At 58.0% G+C, this 22537-nt stretch carries 17 protein-coding genes; 7 read left to right on the top strand and 10 right to left on the bottom strand.

The genetic code is table 11. The annotated features are described in order from the left end of the window. Window positions 1-67: 67 nt before the first annotated feature. From P6U30_RS11450 to P6U30_RS11410, 9 genes are all read right to left on the bottom strand, one after another. A complete protein-coding gene (locus P6U30_RS11450) occupies window positions 68-796 on the bottom strand; it encodes a sulfite exporter TauE/SafE family protein (protein ID WP_280973118.1) in 729 nt (242 codons plus the stop codon). Between the two features lie 461 nt (window positions 797-1257). Beyond that, a complete protein-coding gene (locus tag P6U30_RS11445) occupies window positions 1258-2268 on the bottom strand; it encodes a pectinesterase family protein (protein ID WP_407169209.1) in 1011 nt (336 codons plus the stop codon). 168 nt (window positions 2269-2436) lie between these two features. Continuing rightward, the gene (locus tag P6U30_RS11440; protein WP_407169208.1) at window positions 2437-3684 is read right to left on the bottom strand and encodes a glycoside hydrolase family 28 protein; all 1248 of its coding nucleotides are present in this window, start codon (window positions 3682-3684) and stop codon (window positions 2437-2439) included. Window positions 3685-4196: 512 nt separating this feature from the next. Beyond that, on the bottom strand, window positions 4197-4799 hold the full coding sequence (locus tag P6U30_RS11435) for a plasmid pRiA4b ORF-3 family protein (protein WP_407169207.1): 603 nt from the start codon (window positions 4797-4799) through the stop codon (window positions 4197-4199). Next, window positions 4796-6361, bottom strand: a complete 1566-nt coding sequence (gene tnpC / locus P6U30_RS11430) for an IS66 family transposase (protein ID WP_407169206.1) — start codon at window positions 6359-6361, stop codon at window positions 4796-4798. Before tnpC ends, P6U30_RS11435 begins: the two co-directional genes overlap by 4 nt. Window positions 6362-6412: 51 nt before the next feature. Next, window positions 6413-7180 (bottom strand): IS66 family insertion sequence element accessory protein TnpB, encoded by a 768-nt coding sequence (tnpB, locus tag P6U30_RS11425; RefSeq protein ID WP_407169205.1) that lies wholly within the window; start codon window positions 7178-7180, stop codon window positions 6413-6415. Window positions 7181-7473: 293 nt separating this feature from the next. Continuing rightward, the gene (locus P6U30_RS11420) at window positions 7474-8568 is read right to left on the bottom strand and encodes a radical SAM protein (protein ID WP_280980518.1); all 1095 of its coding nucleotides are present in this window, start codon (window positions 8566-8568) and stop codon (window positions 7474-7476) included. Then, on the bottom strand, window positions 8565-9815 hold the full coding sequence (locus P6U30_RS11415; RefSeq protein WP_280973123.1) for an APC family permease: 1251 nt from the start codon (window positions 9813-9815) through the stop codon (window positions 8565-8567). The genes P6U30_RS11420 and P6U30_RS11415 overlap by 4 nt, the downstream gene beginning before the upstream one ends. Window positions 9816-10062: 247 nt before the next feature. Beyond that, a complete protein-coding gene (locus P6U30_RS11410) occupies window positions 10063-10809 on the bottom strand; it encodes a YqcI/YcgG family protein (RefSeq protein WP_280973124.1) in 747 nt (248 codons plus the stop codon). A gap of 1745 nt (window positions 10810-12554) precedes the next feature. Between P6U30_RS11410 and P6U30_RS11405 the strand changes: the two genes are divergently transcribed. The 7 genes from P6U30_RS11405 (at window position 12555) to P6U30_RS11375 (ending at window position 21385) form a co-directional block, all read left to right on the top strand. Further along, window positions 12555-13403 (top strand): hypothetical protein, encoded by an 849-nt coding sequence (locus tag P6U30_RS11405; RefSeq protein ID WP_280985010.1) that lies wholly within the window; start codon window positions 12555-12557, stop codon window positions 13401-13403. Further along, window positions 13316-13546 (top strand): tyrosine-type recombinase/integrase, encoded by a 231-nt coding sequence (locus tag P6U30_RS11400; protein ID WP_407170432.1) that lies wholly within the window; start codon window positions 13316-13318, stop codon window positions 13544-13546. The genes P6U30_RS11405 and P6U30_RS11400 overlap by 88 nt, the downstream gene beginning before the upstream one ends. 1042 nt (window positions 13547-14588) lie before the next feature. Continuing rightward, on the top strand, window positions 14589-15857 hold the full coding sequence (locus P6U30_RS11395; RefSeq protein WP_407169204.1) for a hypothetical protein: 1269 nt from the start codon (window positions 14589-14591) through the stop codon (window positions 15855-15857). Next, on the top strand, window positions 15851-17923 hold the full coding sequence (locus P6U30_RS11390; protein WP_407169203.1) for an autotransporter outer membrane beta-barrel domain-containing protein: 2073 nt from the start codon (window positions 15851-15853) through the stop codon (window positions 17921-17923). The genes P6U30_RS11395 and P6U30_RS11390 overlap by 7 nt, the downstream gene beginning before the upstream one ends. Window positions 17924-18506: 583 nt before the next feature. After that, window positions 18507-19724: a Gfo/Idh/MocA family protein gene (locus P6U30_RS11385; protein WP_280973127.1), complete on the top strand. Its 1218-nt coding sequence runs from the start codon at window positions 18507-18509 to the stop codon at window positions 19722-19724. A gap of 4 nt (window positions 19725-19728) precedes the next feature. Further along, the gene (locus P6U30_RS11380) at window positions 19729-20475 is read left to right on the top strand and encodes an SDR family NAD(P)-dependent oxidoreductase (RefSeq protein ID WP_280973128.1); all 747 of its coding nucleotides are present in this window, start codon (window positions 19729-19731) and stop codon (window positions 20473-20475) included. Between the two features lie 13 nt (window positions 20476-20488). Further along, window positions 20489-21385: an SDR family NAD(P)-dependent oxidoreductase gene (locus tag P6U30_RS11375; protein WP_280973129.1), complete on the top strand. Its 897-nt coding sequence runs from the start codon at window positions 20489-20491 to the stop codon at window positions 21383-21385. On the opposite strand, the gene P6U30_RS11370 is transcribed toward P6U30_RS11375, so the two are convergent. After that, window positions 21382-22353: a transketolase family protein gene (locus tag P6U30_RS11370; protein WP_407169202.1), complete on the bottom strand. Its 972-nt coding sequence runs from the start codon at window positions 22351-22353 to the stop codon at window positions 21382-21384. The two genes, P6U30_RS11375 and P6U30_RS11370, sit on opposite strands and share 4 nt — an antisense overlap. Between the last annotated feature and the right edge of the window lie 184 nt (window positions 22354-22537).

The raw sequence follows: 22537 nt of genomic DNA, 5'->3' as shown, positions 1-22537 counted from the left end.
CATTGCGCTCTGCCGAGAGCAACACGCAACTGGTTCGAAAGCGGCCGCGGACAAGCCAAGCCGAACGTCAGGACCGCAACAACAATCTCACGCCTGCAAAAAGCAAAATCGTTGCCAGAACATATCGAGTGGTCCAATTCGACATCCAGCGCAGCCCAATGAAGGTTCCCAGCACTGCGCCAAATACCGCACCGATCGCATAGAACGCGACCTCGGAATTCACCGATTGGCCGGACACCAGCACTCCAGCCAGTGCGAGCACCGAATTGACAAGGATGAACGGAGGAGAGAGTCCAGCTGCCTGTCTCGGCGAGACCCAACCAAGCGCCAGGATCAATGGGATCAGAAAGACACCACCACCTATCCCCGTCAAGCCGGAGAGCAGCCCCGTGGCAGCACCGACCGACGCGGCATGAGCGGGCCACACCTGGCGGTGCCTGGTGCCGTCAAGTCCAGGCTTGAGCAACATCAGGATGGAGGCAGCGATCAGCAGAACGCCGGTCATGACACAGTACAGCGACCCGTCAAGCGCCAACCATCCGCCGACAAAGGCGGTCAACATCGATGGGATTGCGAGCTGCCAAAGCAGCTGCCACTCAATCTTTTTGTGCTGATGCAACACGAAAGTCGCATAGCCGGCGGCAAGCACGTTTAAAACAAGCGCCGTCGGACGCATCTGCTCGGCCGGAAGCCCTGCGAAGGCCATGACAGCGAGAAACGCTGTCCCCCCGACCAGGCCGGTGGACGCGTACAACAGCGAGACAACGCCTATCAACAGCGCGGCGAACAGGGTCAATTCGATTGTCCGTGGGCAGCAGGACTCGAACATGGCCGAACGGGACCCGACAGGCGCTTTACCCACATTCGCTCATTTCGATCTAGCAAACAGAGCGCGTGACTAACATATTTATCCGCCACTGCGACCTCCTCTTGCGCAAGCCCTGCTCAACAAAGTGAAATCACGGCCGAACATGACCATGCTTGCGAACATCTCCCACTGCATCATTTGCTCTACCTGCAATGGTTGGGCCATGCCGCGATAGATGACGACGCGATCATGATCAAGGACACGCGTGTCCTTCTCCCGAAGAGCGGCCATGACGTCGCGCAATGTACGAATGCCGACAAATCCTGTCCGCAGTCAGACAACGAGGACATTGATCGTGCTGACAGCGTCCGAGACGTGCCTCAACCGAGCAGCAGGTCTGGAATCATCTTGGCGAGCCTCGAATATGCCACCGGATCCCATTTTGATGGCTAGTGGGGCAGCCACGCCGTCTCGCCGGCAAAGAACGTCTTGAGTGACCACTGCATGGCTTCGCTGCCATTCAGTTGATGGGAGTAAGGTTCGCGCCTTGCGGGATTGGATCCGATGCCGGTGGACTTGTATTCGGCGTAGTAGGCCGTTGTCAGTGTGTCAGTCTTTCCGGGCGTCCATTCGCGCCAGCCTTGTGGGATCACTGGCGCGTCTATCTCAGTCGACAAGAAGATCACCGCAGCATAGGGCCGCCAGGCGCGCCCGAGGGCGATCTCTCGCGCGGCAGGATCGGCCGTCAGCCTGCAGTGATCGAACACATAGGCGCTATCCTCGTCCGGCGAGGCCTTGCTTTGCGCGGTATACACGACCGTGTGGTGGGCGATGGCGTGCAACTCGCATCGATGGAAATAAGCCTTCGCGTTGCCAAAGATGAAATCGACATGGCCTTCGATGTAGCAGTCCGAAAAGTATTGACGCGACATTCGGCCGTTCGGCCCCTTATTGGCGAACAGCGTGTCCTGTGCGCCGAGCAGGCGGACGTGGGTGATCACGTCCTTGTCTCCGGTCATGGATAACGCCACCGCTTGGGAGGGCGGATTGGCCTTGTCTAGGGAGTAGTCGTTTTGGACCGTCAGATTGTCGAGCCGAAAGTCGTCGCCTGACGCCTCCAGGGTCGCGGAATGGGAGGTTCCCCCCACATTGATCGCGGCGTCGTTGTAGACAACAACCGTGTCGTCCGGCTTCTTGCCGGAGCCTCTTATATGAACACCAGGCTTGACGACTTTGACTTTCTCGCGATAGGTGCCCGGCGCTATCAGGATATCGCCGCCGCGCGCCGGCAATGCCTCGATCGCCGCTTGAAGGGAGTGATACGCATTCTGGTCGACTTGCGAGACCAGAAGTGGTTGCGCATGTGCTTGCGAGGGATCAAAGCATCCGGCCAGAACGACGGCGGAAAGCGCGAAACTCCTCACAACAATCTTACTGTTGATGATGACCCAAGATGTCATCTAACCGCCGCAATAGTCGCAGTCGGGGTTTGAGCGCGTCCGTGCGCTGATGCCGAGGGTTCACGCCCGCTTGCGCGTTGCGATCGCTTTCCGGATGCGTCCGACATCAGATTGTTCCGACGGCCTAGTGATTGGGACGTGTCTGCGAACAGCCTTCCCATCCAATAGCTAGCGGTCCGGCAGTCGCCCCGGCAGGGGCGGCGATACGCCGGAATTTCCCACCGTCACGTCGGCATTTTCGATCTGCCAAGCCGCTGACTTGCCAAAGCGCACGTCGTCCATCGTAATCTGAAGAGCATGCGCCTGGTCAAGCCCGCGCATCAACAGCGTCCCATTATCGCCGCGGACATGACGCAGAACGATCTGGCGATAGAGCGGAATTCTATCACCATCGGCGCGAGGATCGTATTTTGTATCGAACATGATTGGCCACCGGTTGCCGCGCAGGCGCACATTCTCATAGGTCACCCGTTCCACCAGGCCGCCTCGACTGACATCGCTCTTGATGCGCAGGCCTGATGTCGTGCCGTCCAGGGTCAGGTCGCGCACGAGGATGTCGCTGACACCGGAGTTCACTTCGCTGCCAATCGACATCCCGTGTCCCCATCCGAAATAATTATGGATGATCGAGATATACCGGGTCGAACCGTTGTTGCCAGCCTTTACCGCGACATTGTCGTCTCCAGTGCGGATCATGCTATGGGAGATGGTGACATCCTGGCTAGCGCCCGGATCGATGCCATCGGTGTTGCGGGCATCCGCGGGCGTATCGATGGTGACGTCCCAGAAGGTGGCTCCCTCGACGCGGTTCATCGCAACGTGGAAATTGGGCGCATTGCGCAAGGTGATGCCGTGGAAAGTAATGTCTTGTGCATGGTCAATCTGAATCAAACGCGGCGCGTTCTGGTGGCCGCCCTCTGCCTGCGCACGGCGAGCAAGCTGCCACCAGGTTTCGGCACTGCCGGCCATGGCTGTGCCGCCTTGGCCATCGATGATGCCCTCGCCATAGATGCCGCCGCCACGCGTTTTGGAAAAGCTGATGAGCGGCCGGCAACCGTCACCTTTGCCGGCGATGCGCCCACAATGGCCCCAGCCCTTGTCATACGCAGTTGGTTCGGGAATGGCAAAAAGCCTGGCCCCACGCCCGATCCAGAGCGTTACGCCCGATTTCATCTCGAGTGGACCCGAGCTGAACTCACCACGCCCCAAATAGACCGCTGCGCCAGCTGGACAATGGTCAATCGCGTCTTGCAGCCTGGCCGTATCGTTGTTGCCAGATGGCACCGGCCGGTCACAGACCGCACGAGGTGCAACGGGTTCGACGACCACGCGGCGGTCTTGCGCTCTGGCAGCGGGGCAAAGAGTCATCACGCCAACTATGGACAACAAGATCCAGTCGCGAAACAGATTTGTCATCGACCTCTTCATGCTTTGCTGCGTGCATCCTTGCGGCCTGCCCTGTCGGGGCTGCGCGCAGACCAGATCAACCGCCGCTCGGCGCACTGGCCCGTGCAAGATGACAATTGTAAGACGCAAAGCAGACGTGGACTTGACGAACTCGCAGGAGCGCTGCGCGAAGAAAGACTTTCCTGCAAGAGGTCACCCGTTCAGGATGGCTATCGCGAGGGCGCACTTTCTCGTAGACCCGTCTCACCGTGCCTTTCGTCGAGCTGGATCGACTCTATTCGCGAGAGGAAGAGCGATCCTGCAGGGCGTCGGTGCGCGGCTGCGAAAGCAATTGATGGATGCGCGGACTGCCTCTCTGAACGTTGTTGTAATCCTGACATAGCCCCTATCGTTCGCCTATTACGGCTACCGCTATCATCACGCGGCCAGGCCGGCATTCGCCTATGACCCGCATGCATCGACAACGCTCGCGTTTTGGTCGTAAGCGTAGCTCTGAGGCCCATTTGATTGGCGCTTGACGTCTATTTTGAGCGCGTGGTGCGCCGGCGCGGCTTCCATATGTCGGACAACGCATTGACAGCGGCCGCAAGCGCCTTCCGGTCGATGACGTTGGGATCGAACTGCTGCGGGCCCCAGAGGCGCATATGTTCGTGCTCCGGATGGGTGGGGTCGCTGATGGCGTCGAGGTATTCGGCATAGCCTGGCGCACCGCCGACATCTTCCGGAGGACAACGGCCGGCGGCCTCGAGCAAGAACGGAAGTCCCTCTGTTGTCGTGTTGTCGAACCACTTTTCGAGCTTGATCACGTGATCCCAGCTATCGCCGAAGTCGTAGAGATAATGGATCGTCTTCGCGCCGGTCTCCTGAACGATATTAGAGAGCCGCGTCTTGCGGGCATCGATGGGCTGAGGGCCAAAATCTCCATCGGGATCAGGGATACCCCAACGTCCTTCGCCGGCCAGGAACTCGAAGAGATGGCTGTTCGTCCAGCCAAACGCCGCCTGAAGCGTCAGATGCAGCCGATCAAGGCGCAGCGTGAGCGGCACGACAAGGCATCGCATCACCTCCGGTTTCACATCCTTGAGGGTCACCTTGATCCGGACCGCGGTCGTGTTCAGGCTCATGCCGCCAGCCTCGGATCGTGTGCATGCATCGTGTAGATCGACGCCCAAGGGAGCAGTTCGTCCAGTCGCGCCGCAGGCCAACCATTGACGAGCTTCGCGAGAACATCAGCGAGCCAGTGCTCGGCGCTGACGCCATTGAGCTTACAGGTCTCGATTAACGAAGCCAGAACTGCCCAATTCTCGGCGCCCTCGTCGCAACCGGCAAAAAGGGAGTTCTTGGCGTTGAGCTTGATCGGCCGCATCGCACGCTCGACAGCATTCGTGTCCATCTCGATGCGCCCGTCATCAAGGTAGAGCGTCAGGCCGTCCCAATGACGCAACGCGTAACGCAAGGCCTTCGCCGTGTCGCTCTTTTGTGCAAGGTGATCAAGCTTGGCCTCAAACCACTGCTTCAAGGCTGTAGCCAGAGGTCGGGCATGCGCCTGCCTGCCAGCACGGCGCTCGGCATCCGATCGGCCGCGGAGCGCTTTCTCGACCGCGTAAAGTTGGGCGATGCGCTCAAGAGCCTCGCGGGCAACCGGAGCTGGCGCCGGAGCAGCCTCGCGCTCGATCTTCACAAACTGGCGCCTCAGATGCGACCAGCAGAAGGCGAGCGTTCCGGACAAGGCGTCCGCACGCGTCTCTCGGGTCATGGTCTTGTAAGCCTGATAGCCGTCGCAGTGGATGATGCCGCGATAGCCCTCGAGCAGCCTCAAGCCATGAACGGCCCCACGGCCCGGTGCATAGGCGTAAACCACGCCAGGTGGGTCAGGTCCGGCCCAGGGCCTGTCATCGCGTGACAGCGCCCAGAAGTAGCCGGTTTTGGTCCTGCCGCGCCCTGGATCCAGCACCGGCGCCGGGGTCTCATCGACACAGAGCTTCGAAGAGGCGAGCAGAAGCTGGCGCAGACGATGCCACAAGGGCTTCAATTCCTGGGCGGCGTAGCCGACCCAGAAGGCGAGCGTGGAACGGTCGATGGCGATACCGTGGGTCGCCAGCATCTGCGCCTGACGATAGAGCGGCAAATGCCAATGATACTTGGCGTCAATTACATGCGCGATGAGACGCTCGGTGGGCAGTCCCCCCTTGATCAATCGCTCGGGCGCAGCGTGCTGGAGGACGACGCCATGACAGGCGCGGCAGGCCAGCTTGGGCCGGCGGGTGACGATCACCCTGTATTGCACCGGAACGACGTCGAGCCTCTGGCTCTCATCGTGACCAATCTCAACGAGATTGCCTTTGCAGCACGGGCAGCAGATTGCAGCCGGCATCAGGGTTTCGACGATGCGCGGCAAATGCTTCGGAAGCTGACCACGGTTGGCTCTGCGCTTGGCAGTTCTCTTCTCGCGGGCTCTGGGATTGGCGCGATCCTCAGCTGCTTCGAAAGCCGCGACGGCCTCTTCGATGTCCTCCAGAACAAGCTGTAGCTGATCAGCGTCCAGCTTTTCCGACGATCGACCGAACTGCGCATCCTTCGCAAGCTTGAGCAACCGCTCGAGCCTGGCGCAGCGATCCACCAGAGCCGCGGCAAAGACACGCAGCTCGGCTGGATCGCTCGGCAGCTCATCAGGCAAATCACTCATTGGCCCAAGTCTGCCATGCTTCGCGCCCCGATGCAGCGAAGATTTTATGTCCTACGCAAGTGCTTTCGGCTGCGGGATTCGAGGCGCGTGCATCCGCGTCCAATCCATGCCGGCCAGAAGCGCGGACAGCTGGGCGGCATTCATCCGCATCACGCCGGCTACGATGGGAGGCCATTTGAAGCCGCTGCCATCGAGCCGCTTCCAATACATCACAAGGCCGCTGCCATCCCAGACGACAATCTTCACCCGATCGGCGCGCTTCGCACGGAACACCACCGCCACGCCCTTCATCGGGTCATGGCCCAGCGTCTCCTTCGCCAACAGCGCCAAGCCCTCCGCACCTTTTCTGAAGTCCACAGGTTGCGTCGCCACGTAGATCATGAGGCTCGCGGGCGGCATCAGCATGAACGTGTCCGTCGAAGCGCCAAGAACATCACTCAACACAGCAAGGCCAGGCGTCCCCCGCACCTCCACGCGTGCCCCCTGGAGCTCAACCGTCACTACGGCTGCTTCCGGCGACCCGGTGGCCTCTGCGGCCGCTGGTAGCGCCGATTCCGACACCACCGGCACGAACGACAGCGTGTCCGCCGAAGCCGGCAGCACCAACTGGCCCAAACGCGCCCGGCGCCGCCAGTCGTGCACCTGCTGGGGTCGGCACCCATGGCGACGCGCGACATCTGTGACAATCGCGCCCGGCTCGAGGCTTTCCGCGGCAATCTGTGCCTTCAAATCGTCCGGCCAGCGCTTTCGACCTGCGCCTGCGTACACTTCGATACGCGGTGACAACGGTCGTCTTATGTCGTCCGAATGGTCGTCCATTGTGAGCACCCTTGCAGAAGATGACTCTTCTAGCGGTGCTCTCAGGATTGAGTACCAAAATTCTCAAGGGCCTCAACGCCACGCTTACTTTTGGTCGTAGTGATAACACTCACCAGCGCGAACTCACCGGAGAAGCGGGTTCGTCATTGCAGAACAGATTCCCGGATCGCGGCCGAACGATAAAGCTGGACTGAAAGTGAGCAATCGTACCCCCCGCTTGCCAAAAAGAACCCGCGGGAGCGCCGGAAAATCACCCTATATCGGCATCCGCCAAACCGGCGACATATCATCCCTTATGGCCACTTTTCTTTCCACAGCATAAATTCGATCTTGCCAGGGACATCAAGATGCTCAGGAAAATCGGGAAAGGAAACTGACTTTCCGTCTCGTACGAAGATGGCAACATCAGTCCCGCTATTCGTTTCAGAATAATGTTCTCGCCTTACCTTCCCGCGACTGGAATCGAACACAAAGCGTGTCGAATTGATCCATGATGGTGAAATGAAGTTAAGACGATCAGAAATGTGCCAGACGCGACTCAAACGCACGCGGAAGGCTGCGGAGAAGTTGATGGGATCCGGAATGAAGATCGACAGATTGCGCACGCCCCTGTCGTCGAGCATTTCCAGGAGTCGATAAAGGACCAACTGGTGATCATTAGTGTTACGTAGCAGCGGAAATTGGTTGTAAAGTCTAAGCTTGCGCTGTCGAAGCTCTGCGATCTTTTCGGACACTTCGTCACAAATTTCGTATGGGTGCACGATGTGGAAGGTGATACGGAGGTTATGTTTCGCAAAGAGATCAATTTTCTCCGCAGTGAAAGCCTTCGGTTCATACACGATCGCCCTTGTATGAATTCGGATTGACTTCACCGATGGAACCGATCGAATTCCTTCAATGATTGCCTCCAGCCGTGATCCTGGCAGGATCAACGGATCTCCACCCGACAGGATCACCTCAGTGACTTCTGGTTGGCTACGAAGGTATTCGAGCAGATAACGCAGATCTGCATCTAGTTCAGATCGCCCGTCAATGGCGGCGTTCTCTCTAAGTACGTCCGTGCGGAAGCAATACTGGCAATTCCCAAAGCACCTCGAGGTGGTCAAGAAAAGCACGCGATCGGCGTACTTTCTGACGGCGGAGGTCTTATTGGCGGGGCCACACGCATTTGACCGGTCGTCGACGAAGTCCTTTACCTCGTTGGGGGCCCTCAATGAGATTCTGTCCCGCGTTGGAAAGGACACCCGGTGAAGCGGCCCCAGATGATTGCCTAGCGCCCCAACTTCTTCCTTGATCTTCCTTTCATAGAATGGCGTGACCTTCACGGGTAACAGGCCCTCCTCGATCGAGATGGCCCTGAATACCTCATTGATATGGAGCTGGTTCATATCAATCTCGTTCGATTGTTTCGGACTGAGACGTAGGCAATGAGGGCAGTCGATGCGATATAAGAAACAGAAGACGCGGCGCTGAATATGATCAACCCGGAGGGAATCAAAATCGCAGCAGCGAGCAACCACGCTGCCAATCCTCCTCGGAGCCTAACCAATGCAATCGCAGAAATCACGTAAACGGCAATAAAGTTCGTTCCGGCCAAGCTGAACATCATTTCAATATCGAGCAACCCAATCTTGTCGCAGACCACGATTACGATCAGTGATGCAGCCACGAAATAGACACTGTTGCGGGGCGCACCGTCGCGCAAGTATCCGAGGCTGGCAGGAAGGAAGCGTCGACCGGACAGGTAAAGAACAAGTCGTGAGACGGCCACAACTGACCCGAAGAGATTGGCAACGATCAGCGATACACCAAGCAAAGGAACCAGCCAGCCTGGTGCGAATGGCGCGACTTGCGCCGCAGCCTGAAATATTGGTGTATTGAAATTCGCCTTAATATCAGCGATATGCACGAGCGCCGCGCTGCCGACGTATGCACTACAAACCAGAACAAATGCGAAGAACATTGCTCGGCCAAAATTCTTAGGATTCCGAAAATCCGCGGACAAATGGGACGCGATTTCCCAACCCGTGAAGGAGAAGAAGATCAACGGGATCTGACTCGCAACCGACAAGAAATCTGAGGGGCGACTGAACCCAACACCGCTGGCTCGCACTGCTAGCACGATGAGGGCAACGAGAGCGCCTACCAGAAGGAATAACGACGATCCGCCCACCAGCCTCACGCCACTTGAGAGTGTCTCGCCGCCAGACAGGGCAAAGAAGGCAGCAAGCAAAATCAACAGCGCGGCAAGCAGATGAATATCCACGCTGGAGCCGGTTAATTTCTGTAAGTAGGCCGATCCCACAATTGCGATCGATGGCAAACCCAATAATGTCGCTCCAAGAAAGAGCAGTGCCACGAGCAACTCTGGGTACTGGCCGAAGGCAAGTTTTGCATAGTATGCAACCCCGCCAGTGTTCGGATATGCGCTACCGAGAACAACCATCGTTGTTAGGATCGGTACAGAGAGCAGCGAACATGCGAGCCAAGCGTAGATGCCATCCCGCCCGATTTTCTGGAACACAAGTCCTGGGAGCACGAGGATGCCGGACCCAAGGATTATTGTGACTATAAGCAATATCCCTGAGGCAAGTCCCAGGTGTCCCTTGAACTCACCTTGACTTTCATCTTTCACACCAGTCCTCGGAATGAGAAATAGGTTCTCTGTAGTAACCACACCGAGTCGTGCATCTGCGTACTACCGACAGTATGTCGCAAGCGGGCATCACCGCTGCGTCTCTCATTTGCAAGACCATTGACCCTGCTCAATCATTGTACGGCCACAAAAGCGAAGCGCGACCGGCCACATTGCCTGACACCCAAATTGGTCTCAAGATCCAGGTGGAGAGAAGGACGGAGGGAAGCCGTTGACATGCCGCCAGTCACTTGAAGTGCAGAGGGCACTCGAGTGGAGCGTCCTCATTGTTGTCGGGGATCATGTACTGCGGCCACTGCGCTTCCCCTAGAACGTACGATCCTAGCAATGGGCTGTGTGTGACATCATCATAGATGTCGATGCTGCGTCTGATCTTCGCTGTAATAGCTCTGCCTCGCTGATCGGCGGGAGCTGCAATGTCGAAGATCTTTCGCGGATTGATAACGAAGGCCAGTCCGGCTCCCATGTTCCTGCTTCTGCGAAGAACGTAGGCAGGATGACTTACATTCACGAAGAGTTCACATCCGTGAAAGCACATCGTCCACGTGTGGTGCGCAGGATCCTTGGCCACGTGCACAGGCCAAGGTCGCCGATCTTCATCGATGAGAAACTGCATCGCTTCTATGAAGACCTGTTTGAAGTGATCCGTGGTGGAGAGCGCGGCGACTGGCTCAAAAAGCACGAGGAGTGGGTGGTGGCCCTTAACATCGAGAGCGTCGATATCAATCTGTTCAATGTAAGTTCGTAAGCCGCAAGCTAGAATATCAAGCTCGTACCGTGATTTTCCGTAATCGTATGGAATGAGGAGAAAGCGCAACTTGCCGCGCTTGACCGCGCTCCGCCCGAAAAAACATGGAAATCCAGGACCGTTTTCGGCCACATTGTTGAACTTCGATAGAACATACGAGATCGCTGCGTGCCCCCACTGGAATTTATCAGTGAGGTTGGCAAGTTCTCCTTGATTGATTAGCATATTCTTTCCTCGGATTTAGGTGACAAGCATTGTTGGCGATCCCTGACGGATTGACGCGATGCGGCGTACACGTTTGCGACGACCGGCTCCGTTCTATCGGCCCCTACCGTGTTCCCGCGCAAAGAGCATCCCTCATAAAGCGTTGCCGGATGTCTCCAACTGGGCCCCCAATGCGCGGGGTCGGCTCGGGAGCGCAGCCACTGCTGACAACCGTATGTTCGGCGCGCCCGACCAAGGGATGAGTTGTTCTCAGTCCATGATACAGCGCGTTCGCGGATCGCCTTGCAGGCGTCGTGCCAAATGAGAAACTCATTTCAGAGCAATACGACCACTCCGACATCGCTATGTCGGATGTCCTACAGACGACACCGAGGCTCGCAACGGCGCGCGAGGCAGGGGGCATGGAGGGCGGTAAAGGAGGATGCGAATTCGCCGAGGACGTTCGCTTTGCGCGGGCACGGCGGTTGTTGCCCTATTGAACCAACTCGGCGGATTCAATGCGCCGCTTTCGGCGATGAGCCTTGCGTAGCGACTTTCCTGCGAATGGTCGCTCCCCTCTTTCGGCAGGAACAGGCATTTGTCATCAAGATGCTGCAGCATTTTTGCGGTGCAATCGAAGGTATCGCAAGGACGCTATTCGATATGGCATGGCTGCGGCAGTCGCTTGAAGAGCTTGCTTGTCCGCAGAGCGCGATAGCGGATCATCGCAGCGGACAATCGCTTCGCGAGCACACATTCAAACACATCTGCGGGCAACACGAACGAAGGAGAATATCTACGCGAGCGAACGGGTCCTGCCCCGGACGGATAGCTCTGTATTCGTGATTGACAACATATTTTTGTAGGCAGCCAAAGCACGTAACAGGCGCATCGCCATAAAATAACGCGGTGATCGCACCCCTATCTGCGTTGCCATCCGCGCGCATGTGATCGCCAAGCACCGCGACCGACCCGATCCCGCCGCCGAGTTCGCAACGCGATGCGCCCAAGATGCATGGCTCCGTGATGTTTGTGCCTCATGACACCACCTTCCTCCGACGACGCGCGCGGCCGCCGCTGTCAACGGTCCGCGATCGAGACGTCAACGCCATGGCATCCGCTTGCGGGCCAATAGGCTCCGCGGCGGTTCGAGGCTTGCGCAGTCGCGCGCTCCGTGCCGCAGCACTTGCCGCAGCGCTGCTCTGGCGTTCACCGAGCGCCGACAGGCCATCCCCACGCTCAAGCCTCTGCTCGAGGTCCGCCAATTCTGCCTTGCACTCGATTACAACCGATTGAGCGCGAAGGAGTGTTATCTTGAGCTCGTCTCGTCGCCTCAATATTTCTTCGAGCTCCCAATCGCCCTGCATCATCTTTCTTGTTATCTATGATTACCGATGCGTGTCCGGCGGTCAGCTTTAAGAACACAGGTTCGGCATCTCGCCGCCATGCGATACTTGTGCTTGAGCCTCAGGTTAACGGCCGCGCGGTCGATTGCCTCGTGGCATAACGTTTTGACTATGGTGCACACCATCTCTTTGAGCCCCGCCATTCGTCCATGCCTTGTACCGGGCAATTGGATAGCGGCCGACAAACTGAACGCCACCCGAAGATGAGAGACGTCGCGCGGCAGCTGCGCGCTTTGGACGCGAGCGCATCAGGACAGCTCTGACCGCGATCAATTGAGCAAGTCTCATCTGAATATGTCGATCAGGGTTGGACGACGATCATGATCGCGACGGATTTCGCCGCATCTTCAAGCAACCGGCATGCCAAAGACATTTGAGAGCTTTCTCGATGAAAGGACAGCTCTCGCCGCACTGTCTGGATGCAGACATCTTGTTGTCGCGCCTAAGCCAAGCGACGTCTTGAACGAGACAGTTCAACGTCGCAGCACGACGTCGATAGCCGCGATTACTGAAGAGAAACCTCCCTTGCAGCCAGAATGCTCTCACCAATTTCGGGTGGCGCGCTATCGAGTAGAACATTCTATCAATAGACATGACGCCGGTGATGCGAACGCGACCGCGGCGAGACGATCGTCTCAACAAAGCAAAAGATCGGTGTTTTGGAGAGCGCAATCCGGAGCCAACCTATTGAATGAGCAAGACAGTACAAGCAAGGTAGCATCACCGTGGCGTCACCAGCGTCCGTCGCGTGACCGGCGACTCGCCGCAACCGTGACGCCCGCGACACCGATAGCGCTCACGCAGCTTGGGCACGTCGCAATGATGGGCCAGCGAGCCGATCAAGCACCGCTGGCGCTGAGTGCGGAGGACGTTGCCCGTTTCCTGGAGGCTGTCCCGATCCTGCGCGACCGCATTGCGTTGGTGACGGCCTACGCTGCCGGGGCTACGGGTCGGCGAGGTCGGCCGCCTGACGCCAGCGCAATCGACAGCAAGCGCATGCTGATCCTGATGACGGCCCGCAAGGGCGGCAACGATCGCTACATGATGCTGTCGCTGCGGCTGCTCATCATCCTGCGATCCTATTGGTATCTTGCCAAACCGCGCCATTGGCTGTCTTCGGGATGCAATCTGGGCGATCTGGTGAGCGTTGCCACCTCCAGGAGACTTGCCGCAAAGCTTGGCAGCATGCCCGCCTCGATCAGCGGGTGATGGCACATGTTCTGCGGCACAGCTTTGCTACTCACCGTTATGGGCGCGGTACTGGTATCCGGCTCATCCAAGTACTTCTTAGGCATGCGCGACTGTCGTCGACGGAGCGATGCACGCAAGTCGCAACCAATCGGACGCACTAGCCAGAAGTCCGCTCGACGATCTCGACGCACGATTGAGATCTCGCCCAGGGCAGGTGCCGGGCGCACGTCCGCGTTCGAGGTGGCGGACTCTTCCCCCAGCGCGGCAATGCGCTCCGCGTCACCCACGCCGGGCACCTGAGCCGGTTCCAGCTACGCTTAATGGGGGTCGTCGAAGAGTGCTGGACTGCGGCGCGCTCGTGCCCGGCTCGCGCATCCTCAGGCGCAACCAAGCTCAACTCTAAAGATTTCGATCGCTTGCACTGAATGCGAAGGTCGACCGACTGTGCCGCGAGCTCCACCTTGAGCTCGTTGCTCAGTGCAACCACGCATGCCCCGAAGCGCCGCGGTCGAAAGCCACGCCAGCTCCTCCGGCGCGATCCGCTGCACTCAGCTCGATCTCGACCAGCCCGCAGGCCTTCGTCGGCCGCGCGCTGATGTCCAAAGGCCTCGCCGATGAAATACGCACGTCAGCTGCGCTGCGGCTCTCGACACCAATTTAGATCGGCACGAAGCTCGGCGTCTTGACCGCCGGCGCCGCAACCTGGCGGCGCCCTCCCGTGAGCAGTCCGGGCCGATGCCATTGCGCTGCGTCACCTCCGAAGCGTTCGCTCCCGCCTCAAAGCTCTGCGCCGACTATTGTTGGGTTTGTCGAGTTCGCAACAGGTGGTGTTTCGACCCTTGCTGTTTCGCGCTCACTTAAGTCTCTGAATAAAATGTAGAACGGTTTCAAGGGTGCCCATCGCAGCAGTCGGCACGAATCTTGATTTGGCAGGTGCCGCCCGAGCTCAACGAGCGATCATCTCATTCGAAGGAACAACAGTGAAGACCAACCTGTCAGCCATGGTGCATCCGAACAAACCGCATATACAGCGTCTGGCGCGCCGCTTTGGATAGAGACGGGAGCGGCCGACGAAGCTTTGTTGCTCCCTAGCTGCATGTCTACGCGCCTCGCGTAACTGCGAATTCCGGACGACGCTGAGCTACGCGCGTTTCTATTGGTCCCCCGAGCTGAGGCTATAAATTGAGAACGAAACAATTCGCAATGACGGCTACGGCCGTCGCGGCCTACGCGTTGCTCGCCATGCCCAGCCAGGCCATTGAAACTTATGATGTCAGGGATTCGAACGGTGTGCCGTTTATACGGGCGCGAATATTCGGTACCGGCGACGCCTCCTATTGTTGCGAAAATGCGGAGCCGGCGTCCCCAGTGCGGAATTTGTCGCAATGGGAAACAGATCAGGCGCTGGCCGGGATTCAGTATTGGGCTGAAATCATCAAGGTTGTCCCTGGTCAATCGCCGGCGATTATCAATATCGTCGCAGACCATACTGACAACGCGTCTGGCTTTTCTGCTTATCAGGGAGTCGTCACGAAGGTGCAGGCGGCACTCACCGGTCAGGATCCGGGCGAGCTTGACGATGGCGCGCATGGCGGGATTGGAATCGGGCAGATGGGGTTTTCATCCGCGGCATATATCCCGTCTCAAGTGTCGATGACACCGAGTACTAATCTACCAGCGGTCGTAGTGCACGAGATGGCACATGCGTTGGGCATGCTGGGTGACATTACTAACTGGGTGTCTTTTTCCAAAACGATAGATGGGTGGATGAGTCATTGGTACGATGACAATGGCAAACAGGCTCAGCCGGGGCAGACGGTTTATTGTTCCCGATGCTTGAACCCGCCAGCTGCCGACGTTTTCGACCTCCGGCGCGATCAAGGCTATTTCGGTGGGAGGCACGTGAGCGAAGTGCTCGCCGGCGCCATGCCAGGTGTTCCGCTGCGATCGACGAGTGGCATGTCGCATATCGAGCTCAACAACAGTTTGATGAGCCATCAGAAATACCGGAACTACACCAATCTGATGGAGGCGGAGCTCGCAGCGCTCCAGGATCTCGGCTACACCATCGATCGGCGCAATTTCTTCGGCTACTCACTGTACGGCAGCGGCCGGACTCTGGTGAACGACAACCCCTTCCTCAGCCGCAACGCCGGTGGTACCGCCTACCTTCCGAATACCTACAATACGGCCATGCTTGGGCCGGGATTGCACGTGTATGGCAGCAATAATGCGGTGGTTCAGCGCGCCGACCTGCTCTCACGCGGCGTGGGCGGTGCCGGCATCCGCGTTGACGGCGGAAACAATTCAATAACGATCCTGCCCGGGACTCGCGTCTATGCGGACGGCGCCAATGGGCGCGCCGTCATGTTCATCTACGGCAAGGATCACACATTTACTCAGCGTGGTGACGTGCAGGCGTCGGCAACCATGGCATCGCCGCAAGCTTCGATTTCGGCAACAACGTGCTAGGGAATCGCTTCGAGTATCGTGGCTCGTACATTCACACAGCGCGCAATGAACCGGCCCCAATCCTCGATGAAATCAATGGTCCGCTGGTCAGCACGTTCGACCTGACCGGACGTCTGGCTGGCAACCATGCGGCGATGTACATGTCGAACAACGCTTATGTGGGCCAGATCAATGTGATGCGTGGGGCGGTGCTGTCAGGCGACATCCGTTCAGATTACGCCCAGGTTGATGGAAACGGTGCGCCGCGGCTGACAAAGCTGACGTTCGGCATGACGCCGGATGCGGGTGGTCACTCTACAGGGCAACCAGACCCAAGCTTTGCATTTCGCTATGATGGCAATATCGTCGGACACACCAATCTGTCCTTGCAATTGTTGGGCGGCAGCTCTTTTTTTACCGGACATCACGAAGTCTACGACGCGAATGTCTCGCAAGATGCAACGCTGACTGGCAATGGCAGTTACCTGCTCAACACCGGTGGCCGTTTCATCAATAGCGGCACGTTCGCGCCGCTAATCAATGGCCGTGACAACAGCATAACGGTGAAAGGCGACCTCTTGCAGACCTCTAGCGGCCGCTTGCAAGTCGCACTGAACGATACCGGCGCATTCAGCCGACTCGTGGTGAACGGCAATGCAACTGTCAGTGGTACGTTCGCGATCGCGCCACAGCGTGGTTGGTATGGCAGCGGTTTCGGGTTTGCATCCAATCAGTGGTTGAACGCCACAGCTCTCACCGGTTCATTCACGAACGTGGCGACATCTCTTCAATCACCTACCCTGACAGCCGTGGCCGCGGCTCAGGGCAACAATACGTACGCTGTGACGTTCTCGCGCCCACCCGACGCTTACTCTCGCTATGCCGCCGATGCCAACAGCCGCCAGGTGGGAGCGGCACTTGATCAAGTCGCGGGCAACGCTGCTTTAGGGTTGCACACCCTCGTCGGAGCACTCGACTTCTCCGCGCCGGACGGTACAGGGGTTACATCTGCGCTGGGTCAGCTTTCGCCAGCGGCCTATGCGTCGGCCACAGCCGAGCAGGTCAACAACAGCTTCTATGCCCGTTCGGCGGTCTACAATCGTCTGAAGCAGGCTTTCGGCGGCGCGCCATCCCACCCGATTGCGGTGATGACTTATGGGTCTGAGCAGGCTACCGGCAAATCCGGCACCGCTGTCGGTTCGATCGGACAGACGCCTCCCGGCGCTCCATCCGATGACTTGCTGCGTTACGCGGCGTGGGGCTTCGCCTTTGGTGGCTGGTCAACGCAATCAGGTGAGAGCAATGCCGCCAAGACCAAATCCACCATTGGCGGTTTCCTAACTGGTATCGATACGGCCGTCGATGACGACTGGCGTTTCGGCGTTCTTGCAGGCTACAGCCGCTCTACCTTAATGGCTAATTTTCCTCGGTCGTCCGGCAGCAGCGAGGACTACACTGTCGGTACCTACGGCGGCACCGAGTGGGCTGTGCCAAAAGGAGCTATCGCGCTCCGCTCAGGCCTGGCCTTCACATGGCACGATCTGCAGATGACCCGCAACGTTGCCTTCCCGGGCTTCAGCGACAATCTGAGCTCCGATTACGATGCACGCACCTTCCAGATCTTCGGAGAGCTGGGCTACAAGGCTCACGTCAGCGACCATTCCTTGGTCGAGCCCTACGCCAATCTCGCCTATGTTCGGGGCAACACAGACGGTTTTAGCGAGAAGGGATGGAGCGGAGCGACACTTGATATGCGCGCCGACACAATAGAAACCACCCTCTCCACCCTCGGCATCCGAGTCACTAACAGCCTTCAGCTTGGGCACGTAGCCTCGACAGTACGAACCGACCTTGGCTGGCGCCATGCCTTTGCGGACTACATTCCACTGTCAACAGGCAGCTTCGCTGCCGGTTCTAGCGCCTTTGCAGCTTCTGGCCTATCCATTGGCAGGGACTTGGCACTCGTAGAAACCGGTGTGGACTTCCAGCTCTCCAGCAACACAACCCTTGGCGTCGCCTATCAGGGTCAGTTCGGCTCAGGCGTCGCACAGAACAGCCTCCACGCCAACTTCAATGTGAAGTTCTGAGGACGCCGGAGGCGAGAGCTTTTGGAGGACCGGGTGTCCGGATCGACCCGGAATCCGAAGAGATCGAGAAGAAGTATAGGGCTATCATCGAGGGGTAACCCACAGATTGTCAAGGATCGACAGCGTCACGTCCCGGCGCTTGAATCGGTCTTGCACGGCTGCGCAGTCAGGTTCGGCGAGGCGCCGATGCCGCGTGCCGGCTGCCGGGGCCGCACTTGGCGAATAGCGAATAGCCCCGCTTCCAGGACCGCGTCGGTGACATCGTCCGGCAGTCCCGTGCAACTCCGAGGCAGTTTGCAGTTGCCCGCGGCAATTAGCCAGTCATGTCCAACGGTGCACTAAAAGACTGGGTGGCACTTGGAGTAAGATCAGACTCGACCGATAGTTTCGGCTCGATATGACAATTGCATTCGCGCGTTCTGTGCGAGACCGAACAACATTGTCGGCGAGACTTCAAACAGCACAGCCTCCACGCACGCTGATTGTCGCGCAAGCCTGTGACGTTGGATAGCTTGTCAGCGCCATCGTGACTCGCATCAATGCAAGGCGCGAGCGAAATCACAAAAGCTCGCCGGATGAACAAATGGTCAAGAGCCTGGAGCAAATGGCGTCAGGTACGATGCTTGAGGACGAGAAAAGCATGCCAAGTGAGGCCGGGTGCACTGGCGGGTTACGGGTCGGGGTCGTTGGTCTGGGACATGGCTTCGTGATGGCGCAGCAGGTTCTCGCGACCAGAAAGGCGATGCTGGCCGGATTATGCGTTAAAGATCCGTCCAAACACGCTCAAAAGGCCGAATACCTTGGAGCTCCAGTCTATAACTCTATCGCGGCTTTGCTTGACAATGCCAGGCCGGACGGCGTCATCGTCGCAGCCTCGACTGACAGCCTGGTTGAGATGGCCGAGCGATGCATTGAACGAGGCGTTCCTGTCCTGCTCGAGAAACCAGGAGCTCGAGACGTGACGGAGATTGGACGCCTACAATCAGCCGTCAAATTGCGTCGAACGCCGGTGCTTGTCGGATATCACCGCAGATTCTCAAATCAAATTGGATGGCTGAAGCGCGCCATCGACGAAAAGATCGTAGGATCAATCAACCGCGCCGTTGCGCTTTGGCTGGTACGCAAGCCAGACGATTATTTTGGTTCCTGGCGCGTTGAACCGTCTGCTGGTGGCGGCATGATGATGATCAACATCGTGCACGAGATAGATACGTTTCAGCATCTTCTTGGTCCGATCTGCGAGGTGAGCGCTGTCGGTCAGGAGACGATACGTACTCGGGATGAACTCGATCATTCATGTACGATCACGGCCAAAATCGAGAACAGGATGGGCGGCGCCTGTCACCTCACCTTTATCCACTCTGACCTAAGCCCCTCACCGTTCAGCTATGAGAACGACGCTGCAGAGAACGGCGTCTTTCACAGATACCCCAAGGACTGTTACCTCCTGTTCGGAGCAACCGGCACGATTTGCTTTCCATCGGGAGAGATCTGGTCGACCAAGCGGCCCGGTAAGGGATGGACGGAGCGGCTTGAACACTCGATCTTTGCAGACGTGACCGACAATGCTTCGTGCAATCCTCTTTTACGCGAGGTCGAGCACTTTCTTGCCGTGATCGAGGGACAGTGCAATCCGGCAATTACCCTGGAAGACGCCGCGTCGACATTGTCTGTCATACAGGCAATCAAAGACTCCATGTCGTTGGGTCGACCCGTTGCTCCGCGTGCCTGCCTCGCGCCAACCGGCACACGCTCGAATGGAGGCGGTGTCCTTGCGGGTCGCCGCGGCAAAGGAGGGTAACAGGATGCATTCCGCGTTTGAGGGCAAGACCGTGGTCGTGACTGGAGGCACGCAAGGAATAGGCGGCGCCATCACATCGCTTTTTCTGGAACAGGGGGCCAATGTGTGCGCTTTCTTTCATAGTGACGAGCAGGCTGCCAAGCAGCTGCGCGAACATGTTGGGGAGCACCGCGATCGGCTCCTGACGCTTCGCGTGGATGTTTCTGATTACCATGCGGTGAGTTCTGCGTTCGACATGCTCAGGGTCCGTTGGGGAAATGCAAATATCCTGGTCAACAATGCCGGGGTCCATTGCCCGGTCAGCCCGTTCGAACAGCATGACAATCAGACCTGGAGTGACGTCTTCTCGACCAACGTGTTTGGAGTTGTATTCGCGACCAAAATTGTCATTCCCGCCATGAAAGAAGCACGCTGGGGTCGCATCATCAACATTTCTTCGATAGCCGCGACAGAAGGCTTGCCCAATGGCAGCCCCTATGCGGCAAGCAAGGCAAGCTTGCTCGGGCTTACGCGCAGCCTGGCAAAGGAAGTCGCCTCCTACGCCATAACGGTCAATGCGCTCTTGCCTGGGATGACGGAAACGCGAATGGCCGATGCGTTGCCGCGTGACGCTTACGACCGCATCCTATCAACGATCCCGATCGGCCGAATTGCGACGTCGATGGAAGTCGCCTCCTTGGTCGGGTTTCTCGCGAGCGATGCGGCAAACTATGTCTCCGGTTCACTGATCCATGTGTCGGGCGGGCGCTAATGGCCCAGCGCCGATGGACGCTCTCAAAGCGCGATCGAGCGCGACGGGATGGCTCGGACATATTTATCGAGAAACCATTCAGCCAAGCAGATGCAACCGCATTTGGCTTGCCTGGAACAAAAACGGAGATTTCTTAATGCTCGCTAACCGGCAGGTTGCAATCGTCACGGGCGGTTCTGGCAATATCGGACAAAGTATCGTGCACGCATTGTCGGATCAGGGCTATCGCACAGCCGTTTTCGATCGACGTCCCCCATCGCGGGATCGTTCCTCCGATGAGGTGATCTACTTGCCGGGAGATGCTTGCAGAGAAGATCAGGTCAACGGGGCCTTCGCGCAACTGTTTGATCGGGAGGGCAGACTTGATCTATTGGTCAACGCGGCAGGAATCTCGCCCAAGCGAGAGGGCTCAACAAGAGCACGGCTTTGGGATCTGACCCTTGATGAGTGGACCAATGTGATCAACGTCAATCTGAACGGCGTGTTCTTGACCTGCAAGGCCGCAAGCGAGTATTTCCGTCGGCAGCGCTCGGGTCATATCGTCAACATCGGCTCAGTGATGGGCTTCATTGGAGCCACAAGCGCGACGTCAAACAGGTTTCCGTACAGCAATTCCGGTATCCATTATTGCGCATCAAAAGCTGCGGTCCATAACCTCACCAAATCACTGGCGCGCGAGCTTGCAGAGTTCAATATCAGGGTCAATTGCATCGCGCCTGGCGGAGTAGAGGGAGGAATGCTTCGCCTGCAGGAGGAACAGCAGCAATCGCTCCTACGCCAGGTGCCTTTAAACAGCTTCTGTCAGGCTCGCGATATCGCCGAGCTCGTGCTCTTCCTCGCCTCCGACACCAAGAGCCGGATGATCACAGGCCACACCATAACGGTGGATGGCGGCTGGAACATGCGTTAGTCGGCCTGCGTGTCGTCACGGCCGTCGAGCAGTTGCATAACGGCCGTCGATATTTTGACGCCCGTCAATCCAAAGCTGTCGAGCGCGTCCTCATAGGACAGATTGTTTTGATATCTCGAGGAACCAGAGAGCGGCAAATGTCTGACGTGATCCAGGCGATGCCGTACGAGCAACTCCGAAACAATGCTGGCTAGCCCGCCGACCTTCCCATGTTCTTCGACAGTGACGAGTACGTCTGTTTCTTTGAGCACTGTCAGAAAGCTGGTTTCGTCAAACGGCCACAGACGGATTGCATTGAGAAGGCTGCAGCTGATCCCTTTGTCATTTAGCAAATCAGCGGCGTCGATAGCGCCGAGAAGGCAGCGGCCCATGCTCAGAATTGTCACGCGGTGGCCCCGCCTTAAGATCTGCAGCCTGCCGAGTTCCAAGCTCTCTCCACCATGCGCCCTCATCCTGGCCGGCAAGAACGGGTTCTCCACGCGTAGGTAAGCAAATCCCCGTTCGGCAAAGAGGAGATCGACGACGTTGCGCATGTCGAGCTCGCTGCTTGGGCAGTAAATGGATACATTGTCCAAGCTGCGCATGATCGAGATATCTTCGTGGGGAACATGGGTATGCCCCTGGAAGGTGTAGTAGAGGCCGGACCACAGGCCGACGATCTTAACGTCGTAGTTCTCATGGGACAGAACTGTGCGGATCTGCTCATAAGCCCTCATGGTGACGAACGATGCGATGCCGACAATGAATACTTTGTGGCCGCAGCTGGCCAGTCCGGCAGCGACGCCGGCCGCGCACTGCTCCATCACCCCAAGGTCTAGGAAGTAAGCCGGATACTCTGCCTCGATTTGCTCGACATGCGATGATGTCTTCGAATCAACGGAAATGAGGGTGAAGGCGTGTTCTTCCCTTGCTTTTCCGATGAGCGCGGCTGCGAACGCGGAACGAAGATCAACAGATTGGCTCGACACGGCTAGGCGTGGCTCCTTACTGGACTTGACAGGCTTCTGGCCATAAGCACCGACTGTTGCGGTGACGGCGCAATGGAGGGCGCAACTGGATCTGCTTTGCGGCGGACACCGGGATGAGCTGCTGTCGACGATGCCAGCCGCGGGACGTCTCGTTGCACCACATCGGCCCGTCTATTCCGTCAGC

Source organism: Bradyrhizobium sp. ORS 111 (assembly GCF_045571485.1).
Taxonomy (GTDB): domain Bacteria; phylum Pseudomonadota; class Alphaproteobacteria; order Rhizobiales; family Xanthobacteraceae; genus Bradyrhizobium.
Note: the sequence above shows the minus strand (reverse complement) of the source record. Positions and strands in the feature narration are given on the sequence as shown.

Coding starts and splice junctions, on each gene's coding strand:
- P6U30_RS11380 (WP_280973128.1), top strand. CDS start 19,729: ATGCATTCCGCGTTTGAGGGCAAGACCGTGGTCGTGACTGGAGGCACG.
- P6U30_RS11395 (WP_407169204.1), top strand. CDS start 14,589: ATGACGGCTACGGCCGTCGCGGCCTACGCGTTGCTCGCCATGCCCAGC.
- P6U30_RS11375 (WP_280973129.1), top strand. CDS start 20,489: ATGGACGCTCTCAAAGCGCGATCGAGCGCGACGGGATGGCTCGGACAT.
- P6U30_RS11420 (WP_280980518.1), bottom strand. CDS start 8,568: ATGAACCAGCTCCATATCAATGAGGTATTCAGGGCCATCTCGATCGAG.
- P6U30_RS11435 (WP_407169207.1), bottom strand. CDS start 4,799: ATGAGCCTGAACACGACCGCGGTCCGGATCAAGGTGACCCTCAAGGAT.
- P6U30_RS11385 (WP_280973127.1), top strand. CDS start 18,507: ATGGTCAAGAGCCTGGAGCAAATGGCGTCAGGTACGATGCTTGAGGAC.
- P6U30_RS11400 (WP_407170432.1), top strand. CDS start 13,316: ATGCAATCTGGGCGATCTGGTGAGCGTTGCCACCTCCAGGAGACTTGC.
- tnpC (WP_407169206.1), bottom strand. CDS start 6,361: ATGAGTGATTTGCCTGATGAGCTGCCGAGCGATCCAGCCGAGCTGCGT.
- P6U30_RS11445 (WP_407169209.1), bottom strand. CDS start 2,268: ATGACATCTTGGGTCATCATCAACAGTAAGATTGTTGTGAGGAGTTTC.
- P6U30_RS11410 (WP_280973124.1), bottom strand. CDS start 10,809: ATGCTAATCAATCAAGGAGAACTTGCCAACCTCACTGATAAATTCCAG.
- P6U30_RS11440 (WP_407169208.1), bottom strand. CDS start 3,684: ATGACAAATCTGTTTCGCGACTGGATCTTGTTGTCCATAGTTGGCGTG.
- tnpB (WP_407169205.1), bottom strand. CDS start 7,180: ATGGACGACCATTCGGACGACATAAGACGACCGTTGTCACCGCGTATC.
- P6U30_RS11405 (WP_280985010.1), top strand. CDS start 12,555: ATGCCAAAGACATTTGAGAGCTTTCTCGATGAAAGGACAGCTCTCGCC.